The organism is Blautia sp. JLR.GB0024, from assembly GCF_037000545.1.
GTDB classification, from domain to species: Bacteria; Bacillota; Clostridia; order Lachnospirales; family Lachnospiraceae; genus Blautia; species Blautia celeris.
In genome coordinates, this window is record NZ_JBANBF010000001.1 from 851,295 (window position 1) to 866,007 (window position 14,713).

General features: G+C 49.1%; 11 protein-coding genes. 9 read left to right on the top strand and 2 right to left on the bottom strand.

Annotated elements, in window-relative coordinates:
• The first annotated feature begins 1 nt into the window (after position 1).
• Positions 2 to 2,524, top strand: coding sequence for a peptidoglycan DD-metalloendopeptidase family protein (locus V8Q34_RS03915; RefSeq protein ID WP_158588602.1), 2,523 nt, complete (start codon positions 2 to 4; stop codon positions 2,522 to 2,524).
• 162 nt (positions 2,525 to 2,686) lie between these two features.
• On the opposite strand, the gene V8Q34_RS03920 is transcribed toward V8Q34_RS03915, so the two are convergent.
• Positions 2,687 to 4,003: a sensor histidine kinase gene (locus V8Q34_RS03920; RefSeq protein WP_335834862.1), complete on the bottom strand. Its 1,317-nt coding sequence runs from the start codon at positions 4,001 to 4,003 to the stop codon at positions 2,687 to 2,689.
• The gene (locus V8Q34_RS03925; RefSeq protein WP_033142288.1) at positions 4,004 to 4,675 is read right to left on the bottom strand and encodes a response regulator transcription factor; all 672 of its coding nucleotides are present in this window, start codon (positions 4,673 to 4,675) and stop codon (positions 4,004 to 4,006) included.
• 187 nt (positions 4,676 to 4,862) lie between these two features.
• On the opposite strand from V8Q34_RS03925, the gene V8Q34_RS03930 reads away from it, so the two are divergent.
• The 8 genes from V8Q34_RS03930 to V8Q34_RS03965 all read left to right on the top strand — a co-directional run bounded on the left by V8Q34_RS03930 (position 4,863) and on the right by V8Q34_RS03965 (position 14,603).
• A complete protein-coding gene (locus V8Q34_RS03930) occupies positions 4,863 to 7,217 on the top strand; it encodes an extracellular solute-binding protein (RefSeq protein WP_335834863.1) in 2,355 nt (784 codons plus the stop codon).
• A gap of 6 nt (positions 7,218 to 7,223) precedes the next feature.
• Positions 7,224 to 8,069 (top strand): carbohydrate ABC transporter permease, encoded by an 846-nt coding sequence (locus V8Q34_RS03935; protein ID WP_335834864.1) that lies wholly within the window; start codon positions 7,224 to 7,226, stop codon positions 8,067 to 8,069.
• Between the two features lie 5 nt (positions 8,070 to 8,074).
• Positions 8,075 to 8,914, top strand: a complete 840-nt coding sequence (locus V8Q34_RS03940) for a carbohydrate ABC transporter permease (RefSeq protein WP_033142285.1) — start codon at positions 8,075 to 8,077, stop codon at positions 8,912 to 8,914.
• Positions 8,915 to 8,928: 14 nt separating this feature from the next.
• Complete coding sequence (locus V8Q34_RS03945) at positions 8,929 to 10,563, top strand: hypothetical protein (protein ID WP_335834865.1); 1,635 nt, start codon at positions 8,929 to 8,931, stop codon at positions 10,561 to 10,563.
• Between the two features lie 17 nt (positions 10,564 to 10,580).
• A complete protein-coding gene (locus V8Q34_RS03950; RefSeq protein ID WP_335834866.1) occupies positions 10,581 to 11,735 on the top strand; it encodes an ABC transporter permease in 1,155 nt (384 codons plus the stop codon).
• Between the two features lie 120 nt (positions 11,736 to 11,855).
• Complete coding sequence (locus V8Q34_RS03955; protein WP_033142282.1) at positions 11,856 to 12,707, top strand: AraC family transcriptional regulator; 852 nt, start codon at positions 11,856 to 11,858, stop codon at positions 12,705 to 12,707.
• Positions 12,708 to 12,798: 91 nt separating this feature from the next.
• Complete coding sequence (locus V8Q34_RS03960; RefSeq protein WP_033142281.1) at positions 12,799 to 13,476, top strand: response regulator transcription factor; 678 nt, start codon at positions 12,799 to 12,801, stop codon at positions 13,474 to 13,476.
• On the top strand, positions 13,449 to 14,603 hold the full coding sequence (locus tag V8Q34_RS03965; RefSeq protein ID WP_052099575.1) for a sensor histidine kinase: 1,155 nt from the start codon (positions 13,449 to 13,451) through the stop codon (positions 14,601 to 14,603). Before V8Q34_RS03960 ends, V8Q34_RS03965 begins: the two co-directional genes overlap by 28 nt.
• The last annotated feature ends 110 nt before the right edge of the window (positions 14,604 to 14,713 follow it).

Below are 14,713 nucleotides of genomic sequence, written 5' to 3' on the forward strand. Positions count from 1 at the left end.
TATGAGGAATAAGAAACTGATCAAGACAGCGGTGTGCGGAGCGATACTGAGTGCTTCTTTGATGGTGAGCCAGCAGAATATTTATGCGGCCCAGGAAGAGAATATCATAAACGCCGAGACCGGCGAAAAGGAAGCCTCCCAAAATGTCCCCGAACCCGGTGCAGAACAAGATATCATAAAAGATGAAGAACAGCCGCCAGATCCCAATCCGGACAGTGATGCCGCGGAGGACCCGGATGAAAAAAAGGAGGATGCGGATTCCCCTTCTGACGAACCAACACCTGAAGTCCCCACGGATGAGAACAATCAGGCTGTTCCTGTGAAAACAGGCTGGATAGAGGAGGAGGACGGCACTCACTACTACAGGGAAGACGGTACTCTTGCAACCGGATGGCTTACATTAGAAGAGGGCACATATTACCTGGATGAACAGGGTCTGAAAACTACAGGCTGGCAGACCATAGAGAAAAAGAAATATTACTTTCAGGAAGATGGCCTGATGTACCAAAAGACTATCCTGAAACTTTCCGGCAAGCTGTATTATATAACAGACGACGGCAGTCTGTATACAAAAACCGGATGGCTGAAAAGTGGAAAGACATATTACTATGTAAACAAAAATCAAACCCTTTACAACAAAGGCTGGCTGAATTTAAACGGTGCCTGGTATTATCTGGGCACAGACGGAAAGATGAAGACAGGCCTGTTAAGTGCAGACGGAAAGAAATATCTTTTAAAATCAAACGGTGCCATGCTGACCGGCAATGGCTGGACAAAATACAACAAGCAATGGTATTACATATATCCAAATGGCTCTCTGCATATTAATAACTGGCTGAATTTGAACGGCACCTGGTATTATCTCAACAAAAAAGGCGTGATGCTCACCGGATGGCAGAAAATAGGCGGAGGTCTGTATTATCTAAACGGCAGCGGTGCCATGGAAGCCGGCGGATGGCGGTATATCAATAATCGCTGGTATTATCTGCAGGGAAATGGTGCGGCAGCTCTCGGCTGGCTGAATCTGAATGGTACCTGGTATTATCTCAACCCCTCAGACGGAGTTATGAAAACAGGCTGGTACAAGGTAGGTAAAACATGGTATTACTCCAATGGAAGCGGTGCCATGCAGACCGGCTGGCTGAATCTGGGCGGTACCTGGTATTATTTGAACGGCAGTGGTGCTATGCAGACCGGCTGGCTGAATCTGGGCGGCACCTGGTATTACCTGAATCCCTCAGGCGGTGCCATGCAGACCGGATGGTACAAGATAGGTAAAACCTGGTATTACTCTAACGGCAGCGGTGCCATGCTGACCGGCTGGCTGAATCTGGGTGGTACCTGGTATTATTTGAACGGCAGTGGTGCCATGGCTACTGGCTGGCTGAATCTGGGCGGCACCTGGTATTACCTGAATCCCTCAGGTGGTGCCATGCAGACCGGATGGTACAAAGTGGGAAAAACCTGGTATTATTCTAACGGCAGCGGTGCCATGCTGACCGGATGGCTGAATCTGGGCGGTACCTGGTATTATTTGAACGGCAGTGGTGCCATGGCTACTGGCTGGCTGAATCTGGGCGGCACCTGGTATTATCTGAATCCCTCAGGCGGTGCCATGCAGACCGGATGGTACAAAGTGGGAAAAACTTGGTATTATTCTAACGGCAGCGGTGCCATGCAGACCGGATGGCTCAGATTAGGGAATACCTGGTACTATATGAACGGCAGCGGTGCCATGCTTACAGGGTGGCAGAAGATCGGAGGCTGCTCCTATTACTTTAATCCCACAAGCGGCGCCATGTCCTCAGGATGGGTGACGATCAAAGGAAAGAAGTATTATCTCAGCAGCAGCGGAATCACACTTACCGGCTGGCAGCAAATAGGAGGAAAGTGGTACTATTTTAACAATAGCGGTGTCATGCAGACCGGCTCTGTTACGGTCGGAGGCAGCAAATATTATCTGAATAAAAACGGTGTCATGCAGACCGGCTGGCAGAAAATCGGTGATAATTACTACTATTTCAAATCAAACGGTGCTATGGCTGTGAATACCTACATGGACGGCTACTACCTGGATGAAAACGGTGTCCGCACAGAAGTGGAATATGGCAACGGGGAGTGGTGCTTCCCCTGTCCGAGTATCACTTATGTATCCAGTGAATTCGGGAACCGTGACAGCCCGGGCGGAATTGGTTCCACCAATCACAAGGGCGTGGATCTGGCTGCACCTGCCAACTCCAGGATTCTTGCCGCTGCCGGAGGCACAGTGGTCAACGCAGGGTACGGCTGGGGCGGAGAAGGCAATTACGTGGAGATTGACCACGGAAACGGCCTTCACACCATCTATATGCATATGATCTCCAATCCGGTTGTCAAAAAAGGACAGACAGTCAAGGCAAGCCAGCTCATCGGCTATGTGGGCATGACAGGGGCTGCCACAGGATATCATTTGCACTTTGGCGTAAGCGTAAACGGTGTTTACAAAAATCCATGGGATTATATCCACAGACCAAACGGCATGTAAGACAGAAAGAATAGAAAATATGCTCTGACATATCTCTATTCATATAAACAAAAAACACATTGGAGATTTCCGTGACAATTCTCCAGTGTGTTTTTTTAATCATCAAATACTCGCTGCCGTGACGCTTACCTATATAAGCACAATATAGTTTACATAATATAATTATAGTAAACCATCTGCTTTTTCTGAACCATTTCTGTATCCCGGAACCGTAAAATAAAAAACACTCCCTCCTCCTTTTCTGTCCTCCACCCAGATTTTCCCTTTATGAAGCCTGACAATCTCCCCTGCAATACTGAGGCCAAGGCCAAAATGCTTTTTCTCTTTTCTTGAGGCATCCCCTCTGAAGAAACGGTCAAAAATCCGTTCCTTCCATTTGTCCGGGATTCCGGGGCCGCTGTCCGCCACAAAGAACTTCCACTTTGTCCCATCCTTTTCATATCCCAGCAAAATCGTTCCGCCTTGCGGTGTATAACTGACAGCATTGTCCAGCAGTATGTCCAGTACCTGCTCCAGACGCTGCCCGTCACAGAGGACTATTGGATTCTCCTCACATTCCGGAAGGCTGATGTGAAGCTTAAGACCCTTTTTCTTTGCCAGCATATGATACCTCCCATATACTTCTGAGAACAGGGTATCCAGGGAAACCTTTTCAAAATGCATGGACCAGGACTGATTGTCCGCACTTGCAAGAGAAAGCATATCATTCACCAGCCGGGACATTCTCTGTCCCTCTGCCTTTATCATTTCGTGAAACCCGGGTCTGTCCTCCTCATCAGCCACAGCCATGGCGTCTGCGCTGGACAGCATCACAGCCAGCGGGGAACGGAGTTCATGGGAGGCAGATGCCACAAACTGCATCTGCTTTGTTCTGTTATTTTCAATAGGAGACAGCATACGGCCTGTGTAAAACCAGGAAAAGAGAAGCAGAAGTACCAAGGCCGTCAGATCTATGACGGCAAAAACAAGGTACAGGTACCAAATCTGATGATTCAGTGTCTCTCTTGCATAGGAGACCGCGACACAGAAAGTACCGTGCCGGTAGGGTACTGTCGCAAACGTTATCATATGTTCTGTATGATTTATTTTCATGGAAAATTCCAGGGGTTTTTCTTTTCCTCTGCCTGCAGGCGGATCATACACGTCAAATCCGTAGGCATTCTCTGCCCTCTGAATCACCTTTTCCATCAGCTTCTGTTTTTCTTTTTCTGGACTGTAAGTATAGCTCACACCGTTTTCATACAGAACTATTGTGTAGAAACGCGGGTCTGCCACTGCACTGATCTTTTCATAATCGATCATGCCCCCGTTTTCCAGATAAGTCAGCACAGAATTGATATCCTTGTCATGCACTGCCGCGTCATTGGCCTCAAGCAGGTTTTTAAAAGCCAGAAGCCCGGCAAATGTCATAGCCAGAAGAATGATCCCGGTGACCGCTGTACAGAACAGGGTCATTTTTCTTCGGAGTTTTTTATACATCTATTCCTCCAGACTGTAGCCCACGCCGCGAATGGTCCGGATGGACAGGCTGCTTCCCACAGATTTCAGCCTTCTTCTCAGGAAATGAATAAAATTGTCAAGATTGCCGTCCTCAATTTCCGTGTCAATTCCCCATACCTTTGTGACAATATTCTTTCTTGCCAGCACCTGCCCGGGATTTTTCAGAAAAACTTCCATCAAATCCCCTTCTGTGCGCGACAGCCTGCAGGTATTTTCCCCGCAGGAGAGAACCTTTGAGCGGATATCAAAAGATAAATCCAGATAATGCAGCTCCATTCCACTGTCCATCTTCCTCGGCCTTCGTCCAATACTCCGTATCCGGGCCATCAGCTCCTCAAACGCAATCGGTTTGACCAGATAATCGTCTGCGCCGCAGTCCAGCCCCTGCACACGCTCCTTCACTTCCCCAAGAGCTGTGACCAGTATCACCGGCGTGCTGTTTCCCTCTTTTCTAAGGAGGCTGAGCACTTCCGTCCCGGAGAGAGACGGCAGCATACGGTCCAGTAATATAAGATCATGGGCATTTTCTCTTGCAGCCATCAGTCCTTCTGCGCCGTCATGGCAGTGATCCGCATGAATTCCTTCTTTTTTCAGCCGATAGGCCAGTGTCTGACATAGCTGTATATCGTCCTCAATGATCAGAATCCGCATAATATATATCCCCTTTCATATCTGCTCTGGTCAGTATAACATTTTATAGGAACATTCGACACTATTTCCAGTAATTTAGAGGTAAATTAGAGATTGAATAGATGTAACGTAGAGGTTTGCTATGCTATACTGATTCATGTAAAAAGACCGGTCTTACAAGGGAGTATTGAGAGAAAGGATAGATGAAATGAACCAAAAAAAGAGATGGACACAACGGATTCTTGCCGTGCTTTCCCTCTGCCTCGTATTTACGCTTGCATCATGCGGGAAAGCGCAGGATGAGAAAGAGAAGGATACAGGCAGCCAAAGCGCCGCAAAAGGCAGATATACGGAACAGGAAATAAAGCTCCACGACACAGATATTTTAAAACCTGCAGATTCAAACAGCGCAGACGCGCCTTTTCTCGATGACCTGCTTCTGGCAATGAAGGGGCTGGAAGACGGCAGTTTGAGAATAGCTTCTGCCAACGGGATCTTTGACTCTGACGACAAGGGGGAAAGCTGGGTCTCCTGGGCGGAAACGCCTCAGGAACTGAGGGATGATCTGGCATCCCAAGACAGCTCCGCATTTTTTGCTATCTCCGGCAAAGGTGATATCTTTTACGGTATGGGAAGTGAGCAGCGCCAGTATAAGATGGTGACAGCGGACGGAAGCGTACGCACAGTTGACCCGGAACTTCCCCAGACGTCCATTGAAGACTCAGGCAGTGTCAATATAGTGAGAAATGCCGTTTTTACAGATTCCGGTGATGTTCTGTGTATGGATGACACAAATGTTTATCAACTGGACGGTGAAACCTTTTCGCTGAAACACACTTATGGCCAGGAGACAGCAGAGGGACAGGAAATCCAGGGGATGGCCATGTACGCCTGTGTGGGCGACAGGCTTTTTGAATTTTCCAGTGATATCCGTGTTCTGGATGATGGCTCTCTCAAATATGAAAATATAAAAGTCATATCATACGATCTGCAGACACAGGAACCCGAGGGAGAGCAGGAGGCCCTCAGCAGTTTCCTGCAGGAAGGATCCATGGATTTCTCCATACTGCCGGGTGCTGACGGCAAATCCCTGTATTTTGTCAGCCAGTCCGGTATTTACCGCTACAAAACAGACGGAACTGCCATAGAGAAAATTTTCAATGGCTCCATGGGACAGATGAACAGCAATTCGTTTTCTGCCGACATATCCGCTGCCCTGACGGACGGAACCATTTTCATCCCCTATTATATGGATGAGCAGGGACGCCTGTTCCGCTATATGTTCGATACCGAGGCATCTCTTCAGCCGGAGCATACCATCACCGTGTATTCACTGTATGACAGCCCGAATATCCGCCAGTCCATCACAGCCTTTCAGGGCCGGCACTCTGATGTGATGGTGGAGTATGAAACCGGCATGACAGGAAAGGATGCTGTGACCAGATTCGACGCGCTGAAGACACTGAATACGAATATCATGGCCGGCGAGGGACCGGATGTGCTGATCCTGGACGGCCTGCCCATTTCTTCCTATATAGAAAAAGGGCTGCTCATGGATATTGGGGACCTGGTGGAAAAAGCAGATCAGAAGGAAAAATTCTTTGACAATATTGTAAACGCTTACAAAAAAGACGGCGCACTCCGCGCAGTGCCCACCGGTTTTTCCATACCGGTCCTCGTAGGTGAACAGTCCGTGCTGGACCGGATCGGCAGTCTGGAAGAGCTGGCAGAGGCAGCGGAAGCGGACAGGGAAAACCGTCCGGAGGTCAGCCATGTTCTGGGAAGTATGACGAATTCCACACTTTTACTGACTCTGATTCCTTCTTCTTCCCCATCCTGGATGGCAGAGGACGGAACGCTGGATGAAGAAAGACTGACAGCGTTTTTTGAAAACGCAAAAAAGATAGCAGACGCCCAGAATGCGCCGGACAGTATGGAATACTCCGACACAGAATCCCAGCCGTTTGAACTGTCTCCCTTTATGACAAGCGCACAGCTCAATACCATTGAGATGGGGTATACGGATTCCCATATGACCATAGGCAACTTCATGAGTGCAGAGGGGCTTTCTCATATCCTCTCCATGGCAAAATATTTCGGAAGCGGCGGATATAAAAGCACGCCGGGTCAGTCGGAAAACGTATTTATTCCGTTGTCACCTGTTGGGATCAGTTCCAAGACCGGCAGCGAAGAGACTGCCAGAGAATTTGTAAGCTTTCTTCTGACAGAGGGGCAGTACAGTTCTGCTGCGGCTTCCTGGCCGGTGAGCCGGACGGCTTTTGATGGCAGGCTTACACTTCCCTCCAATTTCCCTCTGGGGATGACACATATGGAAAGTGATGTGGATGGTAGTGTACTTGATCTGGAAATGATCCCACCTGCCCAGGAGGATTACGACGCACTCAAGGAAATGATAAAAACACTGAAAACGCCTGCAGTCACAGATGAGATCATAAACAGAACCGTCATGGCAGAAGGGGTAAAATGCCTTTCCGGGGAGGTGTCCGTTTCCGATACTGTGGATGCCATTCTGAAAAAGATCAATCTCTACCTGGCGGAGTGATATCCTATGGGTAGAAGAAAACATGCCTTAACAGGAATTTTGTTCCTACTGCCCAGCCTTGCCGGAGTCTGTATCTTTGTCCTCATCCCTTTTCTGGATGTAACACTACGTTCCTTCCAGAATGCGGTCACAAGGACATGGACGGGTCTGGACAATTACCGTATCTTGTTCCGGACTCCGGCCTTTCGGCTGGCAGTCAAAAATACCCTGCGCTTCACCAGTATCTGCATTCCGCTTCTTATCTGCATGTCACTCTTTATCAGTGTATTTCTGCAGCGGCTGAAAAGACTGGGCAGCCTTTTAAAATCAGCATTTCTGCTTCCCATGGCTGTTCCGGTGGCATCTGTGGTCCTGCTCTGGAGAGTGACCTTTCACGAAGACGGGTTTCTCAGCCTTCTGGCTGTCAGTACAGACCATGAGGCAGTGGACTGGATGAATTCCGGATATGCTTTCTGGGTGCTGGTGTTCAGTTATATCTGGAAGAACCTGGGGTATGATATCGTGCTGTGGATGGCAGGACTGTCCGGTATTCCATACAATCTGTATGAGGCTGCCAGGGTTGACGGGGCAGGAGAGTGGACCTGCTTCTTTAAAATCACCCTTCCCAGCCTGAAGCCGGTCCTCTATACCATCACAGTTCTGTCATTTTTGAATTCTTTCAAGGTATTCCGGGAGGGATACCTGGCTGCAGGGGATTATCCTGATGAGAGTATGTATCTCCTGCAGCATCTGTTCAATAACTGGTTCCGGGAAATGGATTTTGATAAGCTGGCAGCAGCGGCTGTGCTGATGGTTCTTGTCATCTTCGGGCTTGTCTCTCTGCTTAAGCGTTCCTGGGATCTGGAGGAGTGAATAAAATGAGCAAAAAAATAGCGGGATTTCTGCTGCTTCTTTTAGGAGCCGCTGTCTGTTATCCTATTTTCTTTCTTTTTACCGGTTCTCTGATGGGAACCGGGGAATTACAAAATCACCTGGGGGCAGCCCTGTCGCTTGGAGAACAGCCTATGTCATGGAGCCTTCTTCCCCTCACCCCTACCCTCAGGCATTATGTGCAGCTTCTGCTGGACTCCCCGGAATTTTTTCATATGTTCTGGAATTCTGCCGCACTCACTGCCGGAATCCTGGCTGGACAGTTACTGGCCGGAGTTCCGGCTGCCTGGGGATTTGCCAGATATGCATTCCCTTTCAAAAAGCTGCTGTTTACTTTATACATACTGCTCATGATGATGCCCTTCCAGGTCACCATGCTTTCCAGCTATCTGGTCCTCTCCGAAATGCAGCTCACAGACACGCTTCCGGCGGTAATTCTTCCGGGTGCTTTCTCTACCTTCCCCGTGTTTATCATGTACCGCTTTTTCTGTGGGATTCCGCAGGCGCTCATGGACGCGGCAAGGATAGACGGGGCGGGGGAGAGGGACATTTTTCTGCATTTAGGCATTCCTCTTGGTTCCTCAGGCATTGTATCTGCCGTTGTACTGGGCTTTCTGGAATCCTGGAATCTGATCGAACAGCCCCTGACCTTCTTAAAAAGTAAAAAACTCTGGCCGCTTTCCCTGTATCTGCCCAATATCAGTCCGGAGCGCGCGGGAATTTCCTTTGCAGCATCTGTGGTAACCCTGCTCCCTGCCCTGATGGTTTTTTTGTGCGGGCAGGATTATCTGGAACAGGGGATTGTTGCAGCAGCGGTCAAAGAGTAGAGAGGATAGACACCATGATTCATAACAAAAAACAATTACCTGATATTCAGAAAAAAGCCGGGAAGGCTCTGGGCGCATTTCTGGTGGTCATGGCTTTGCTCACGGTTCTGTCGCGGGCAGCAGCCAACATCATAACCCCCAGAGTCACATGTACCGCGCCGCAAAAGACAGCCCTGAAATACAAAGTGACTGCCACAGGGACCGTGAAGGAGAAACAGCAGCAGGCAGTCAATACCGTACCCGGCATCCGCGTAAAAAAGGTGCTTGTCAGTGAAGGAGACCATGTCTCTGAACAGGACGTACTCTTTGAAGTGGACATGGAGGATCTGGAAGAAAAGATCCTGTTAAAAAACCGGGAACTGGAGAAATTAAAGCTGAGCCTTAAGGACAGCAGGGAAAAAAGCCGGCTGGAACAGCAAAATAAGAATACGGAGCAAAGCAGGGCAGAGGAAGATTACAGCAGAACAAAAGAAAGACTGGATGCCAAAGTTCAGCAGGCTTATGAGGCCCTGGCAGAAGCGCAGAACCGGCTGGAGGAATTTGACAGTCAAAGCAGCGGCGAGCAGGAGAACCTTCCCGATTCTGTGGAAGAGGCGCTTATACAGGCCAGCGATGAAAAGCATCAGCTCCTGGAACAGGCGGAGGCAGACGCAGACCAGAAAAAAGCGCTCTTAGAGCAGGCAAAAACGGAGCAAAAGCCCCAAGAGATTCTGGCAGCACTGGAAAAGGACGCAGAGGAGGCCGAAAACGCGGTACAGTCTGCAAGAGATGCCTGCACGTCAGCCGATGAAGCCCTGGAAACCTGGCAGGCGTCCCAAGAAGCCCTGGAAAACCAGTCTGCGGGCGAACAGCGCCAGGTGCTTGCTGATGCCTGCACACAGGCTGAAAACGCCTATGAGGACGCTCTCAGGCTGAGAGAGGAAGGACTTGCTGATGCCCAGAGAAAGATGGAGGACACCCGGAAACCCACCGTACCCGACAGTACACCGAAGACCACGGAGATGGAGATGAAAACACTGCAGACGGAACTGGACAAATACACCGCCCTTCAAAAAGCAGGCGGACAGATTCTTTCCCCCGCAGAGGGAATCGTAAGAAAAGTCCATGTGGAAGCCGGCAGCGCAACGGGAGAGGGAAGTTCCGTCACCCTGGCGGATTTATCTTCCGGATACAGATATACGGCTTCCATCCCAAAGGAACAGGCAGAAATCATCACAGACGGAGATGCGGTCACTTTAAAATCCGCTGACGGTAAAAAAACGGCGGAGGGCCTCACCATCCAATCCATTACTGAGAATAAAGAAAATCCTGACCTGACAGATATCACGGCAGATATAGAAAAAGGCGAATTTGACGCAGATGAAAGCGCTGTGCTTTATGCAGAAATGAACTCGGCTGTCTATCCCTGCGTAGTTCCTCTGGAAGCACTGCGCATGGAGGACAACCAGTATTTTGTCCTCACCGTACAGGAAACGGAAAATATTCTGGGAAATGAGCTCACTGCTGTCCGCATCAATGTGGAGGTTCCGGAGAAAAATAATACCATGGCAGCTCTGAAGGCGGATGGATTAGACGCAGACAGCCAGATCATTCTCTCCTCCCAAAAGACCGTGAAGGCAGGCGACCGCATACGCCCGGAGGAAGAATGAGGGGGAGAAAGGGGCATATGAAACAGCTTCTGCTGGGAGCCGTCTGTTTCATATGTCTTGCCCAGGCGCTGTTCTATGGAACCATAAAGGCAGATGAAACCACCTGTGTCATACAGACAGAAAACCGGATAGACGGGAACCAGGCTCTTTCCCTGTCCCGTGACAGCCGGGATGGTGATTTGTCTTTTACCCTCTGGGGAGAGTCTGAAAATGTGCAGGTTGCCGCACCCGATTTGAACAGAAAGGCCAATGCCGGCCTCATCACAGCAGCAGGCAGCTCCGGCCTTATTCTGCCGGGCAGCCGTACACTGGAAGTGACAGATACCGGCGGCTGCATGATCGATGAAAAACTGTCCGGGCTTCTCTTCGGAAGTACAAAGATACAGGGGAAGAGCCTGATGATTGACGGAAGACCATATGAAATTCTGGGAGTTCTCCCCGGCAGCAGCGGCACTGCCCTCATACAGGCGGACAGGGATACAAAGGCTGTCATGAACCGTGTTACACTTCACATTACCGGAAAGGAAAGCAGGCAGGAGGCTGTCCGCCGGTTTTCAGGCAGTACGGGAATACAGGGTACTCTGCTTCCTCTGCATCTGTACGGGATTTTTTCGGAGGCACTGCTTCGTATCACTGCCGCGTTTTTCCTGCTCTATCTCCTGTCCGGCATATTCAGGAAGGCGGACGGTCTCTTCCCCCTTTTGGTCGGTATTCTGAGTGCAACGGCATGTATCTGGATTTTAGATATCCGCATCCGGATTCCGGGAGATATGCTTCCCTCCCAATGGTCCGATTTTGCTTTCTGGGCAGAGGCAGCAGAACAAAAGGCCGGGGAGATTGCTCTGCTTTTTAAAGCCGAAAAAAGCGGGATGGAGCTTTCTTATTTTACATCCGCTTTCATCTCCGGATTGTTCAGTATTTTTTCTGTTTTGCCGGGATATTTTTTCCTGCGCAGCCTCCGGCTTAGAAAGCTTTCATCTCTTCTTATGATGACAGGATTCTTTTTGCTGCTCTCCTTTTCTTTTTGTATTCTGCATGGACAGAACAGCAGTGCACTTATACAGGAACGGATTCTCTGGCTGTTTTTTCCGTTCTGCCTGTGGCTTACATATCTGAAAACGAATATCGGTATCCAGTCCCCGCCGCATTGGAAGAAACCGCCATTGTCCTAAACCTGTTTTTCCATTATACTGAAATTACCTCTCTTTTTTGTGCACAAAAGGAGAGGAAGCCCAACAGAAAATACATTAAAATCAGAGACAATTATAATGAAAAAAAGGAGCCTATAACAAATGGATTGGATCGAACGTCTCAATAAAGCCATCAGCTATCTGGAAGAACATATCAAAGAGGAAACCGATTATGAGCAGGCAGCGAAAATAGCCTGCTGTTCCACCTATCACTTTCAGAGAATGTTTACCTACATGGCAGGAATCCCCCTTTCAGAGTACATACGCCGCAGACGCATGTCCCTGGCTGCCGCGGACCTGCAGAGAAGCGATGCGAAAATCATGGACATTGCCCTGAAATACGGCTATGCTTCCCCCACTGCCTTTAACCGTGCCTTTCAAAATGTACACGGCATCACACCCTCCGCAGCCAAAAAAGCGGGCACCTGCCTGAAATCTTATCCTCCCATCAGCTTTACGATCACCATAAAGGGAGTGGAAGAGTTGAATTATCGGATTGAAGAAAAGGAAGCCTTCCGCATTGTAGGCATTTCGCAGCCCATGCACAGAGAAGTGGAAAAGAATTTTGAAATCGTTCCCGGGATGTGGGGCAAAGCGGCAGCCGACGGCACCATACCGAAACTGGCAGCCATGATGAACCGGCAGCCCATGGGCCTCTTAGGTGTCAGTGCCTGCAATGACCAAGAAAAATGGAAATATTTTATCGCGGTTGCCAGCAGTCTTCCGACAGCTGAGGATCTGGAGGAATATGAAGTTCCGGCTTCCGCCTGGGCGATTTTCTCCGGTTCCGGCACCCATTTGTCCATTCAGGAGCTGGAGCAGCGGATCGTCACAGAATGGCTTCCCACCTCCGGGTATGAATACGCAGACAGGCCGGACATAGAAGTCTACTTAAACCAGGACCCGCAGAACGCCCTGTACGAGGTCTGGATACCGATCGTAAAAAAAGCGTGAACATACTGTTTTCCGGGCTGCTGCCTTTCATTTGACAATCCGGCAGAAAGTACACTATAATCAGACTATCAAATGAAAAAGGAGAACTCCCTTGAAAAAGACCATATTACTTCTGGAAGATGACAGGAACCTGAACCGGGGGATTTCCATGCGTCTGGAAAAAGAGGGTTTTCGCGTCCTGTCTGCGTTCACCGCTTCCGGGGCGGAAGACCTGTTTGAAAAAAATGAGGTCCACCTGATTATCAGTGACATCAACCTGAGTGAGGGCAGCGGACTTGATTTCTGCCGGAAAATAAGAGAAAAGAGCAATGTTTATATTATCTTCCTGACCGCGCTTGACCAGGAGATTGATATAGTGACCGGCTATGACATGGGGGCGGATGACTACATCACCAAACCTTTCAGTCTGATGGTCCTCGTATCCAAAGTTCACGCGCTGATGAAACGGGTCGGTACAGAAAAGACCTCCACTTTAAAATGCAGTGACATCCGCGTATCCCTTAAGGAAATGAAAGTCTGGAAAGGCGGAGAGCCTCTGTCACTCAGCAAAAAAGAACTGCAGCTTTTGATCTTCTTTCTGGAAAATCCCCAGCAGATTTTTTCAAAGGAACAGATTGCGGAGGCGGTATGGGATATTGACGGCCAGTTTGTGGATGACAATACCGTACCGGTCAATATAAGCCGCCTGAAAGCAAAGCTGGAGATAGACGCTGTACAGAATGTAAGAGGGATGGGATACATATGGACAAAGGACGTAACAAAAGAATAATGGTGTTTCTGGGCCTGCTGGTTCTGCTTCTGTCCGGCACTTTATACACAGCCGTCCGATGGATAGACACGGTGCATATGGAAAACCAGGAACTTCTGGGAAGACTTCTTCTCACAAAACCCACTACAGAAGGCGGTTATGTCAGCGCAGTGGAAGGAAAAGAGGAGATTGACCGCGAACAGGCCCTTGCTGCCGGACAGACAGCAGAAGCTGCATATGGTTACAGCGGAAGATACGCGGTCATATCCCCTGCGGTTGCCTCTTTTCTGCCTGTATTGTTACTGGCTGCCTCCTTTTTCGTCCTTCTGCTGGCATTTCTTATTTTACACCAGAAAAAGCTGCAAAACCGGACGGAACTTAAACTCTTCGAGCTGGAAGACAAAGCTGTCCAGCTTACGCAGGAGAACAGCCTTTTAAAATCCAGGATTGAACGGGAGGCTGCGGAGACAAAGACACTGGTCACAGACATTTCCCATCAGCTGAAGACACCCCTTGCCTCCCTGAAAATGTGCTATGAGATCGCGGATACCAGCAGATTTACGAAAGAAGAGCAGCATTCTTTCCTCATGCAGGGGAAAAATGAGGTGTTCAAGCTGGAGAACCTGACAAAATCCCTTATACAATTATCCCGGCTGGAAACCAACATGATCCGCCTGGAGCCTGTATATGAAAGCCTGAAAAAGACGCTTCAGGGTGCTGTCAGCAGTGTCTACATGAAAGCTTACCGGAAAAATATCGCCATTTCCGTCAGTGAATTTGAGGATGAGAATGTCCTGCAGGACCCCCGCTGGACCCAGGAGGCACTGGTGAACATACTTGACAACGCCGTAAAATACTCCGCGCCGAATACCGCAGTGGAGATCCGGGTGGAACCCATGGTCAGTTATTATCTCATCGAAATCGAAGACCAGGGCATAGGAATCCCGAAAGAGGAGAGAAACCAGATATTCAAACGCTTTTACCGGGGCAGATCCTCTGCTGTCCAGGAGACAGACGGCTCCGGTGTGGGGCTGTATCTAACCAGAAAGATTCTGGAAGAACAGGGTGGGAGCATCTGTGTAAAAAGCGGCAGGAAGGGATGTATATTTCAAATCACATATCCCAAAACCAGTCACAGGCTGTCCTAAAGGGCAGCTTTTTGCATGGGCGAATACGTTTCACATTTCTTACAAATCTGTTATTCTTCTTGAAATCCTTTTGTAAGAATACACAGGTACAATAAAGACAATAAGATAAA

Bases quoted from the DNA above. Each gene is read 5' to 3' on its own strand.
- V8Q34_RS03915 (WP_158588602.1), top strand. From the start codon at position 2: ATGAGGAATAAGAAACTGATCAAGACAGCGGTGTGCGGAGCGATACTG.
- V8Q34_RS03940 (WP_033142285.1), top strand. From the start codon at position 8,075: ATGAGCAAAAAAATAGCGGGATTTCTGCTGCTTCTTTTAGGAGCCGCT.
- V8Q34_RS03920 (WP_335834862.1), bottom strand. From the start codon at position 4,003: ATGTATAAAAAACTCCGAAGAAAAATGACCCTGTTCTGTACAGCGGTC.
- V8Q34_RS03955 (WP_033142282.1), top strand. From the start codon at position 11,856: ATGGATTGGATCGAACGTCTCAATAAAGCCATCAGCTATCTGGAAGAA.
- V8Q34_RS03935 (WP_335834864.1), top strand. From the start codon at position 7,224: ATGGGTAGAAGAAAACATGCCTTAACAGGAATTTTGTTCCTACTGCCC.
- V8Q34_RS03930 (WP_335834863.1), top strand. From the start codon at position 4,863: ATGAACCAAAAAAAGAGATGGACACAACGGATTCTTGCCGTGCTTTCC.
- V8Q34_RS03925 (WP_033142288.1), bottom strand. From the start codon at position 4,675: ATGCGGATTCTGATCATTGAGGACGATATACAGCTATGTCAGACACTG.
- V8Q34_RS03950 (WP_335834866.1), top strand. From the start codon at position 10,581: ATGAAACAGCTTCTGCTGGGAGCCGTCTGTTTCATATGTCTTGCCCAG.
- V8Q34_RS03965 (WP_052099575.1), top strand. From the start codon at position 13,449: ATGGACAAAGGACGTAACAAAAGAATAATGGTGTTTCTGGGCCTGCTG.
- V8Q34_RS03945 (WP_335834865.1), top strand. From the start codon at position 8,929: ATGATTCATAACAAAAAACAATTACCTGATATTCAGAAAAAAGCCGGG.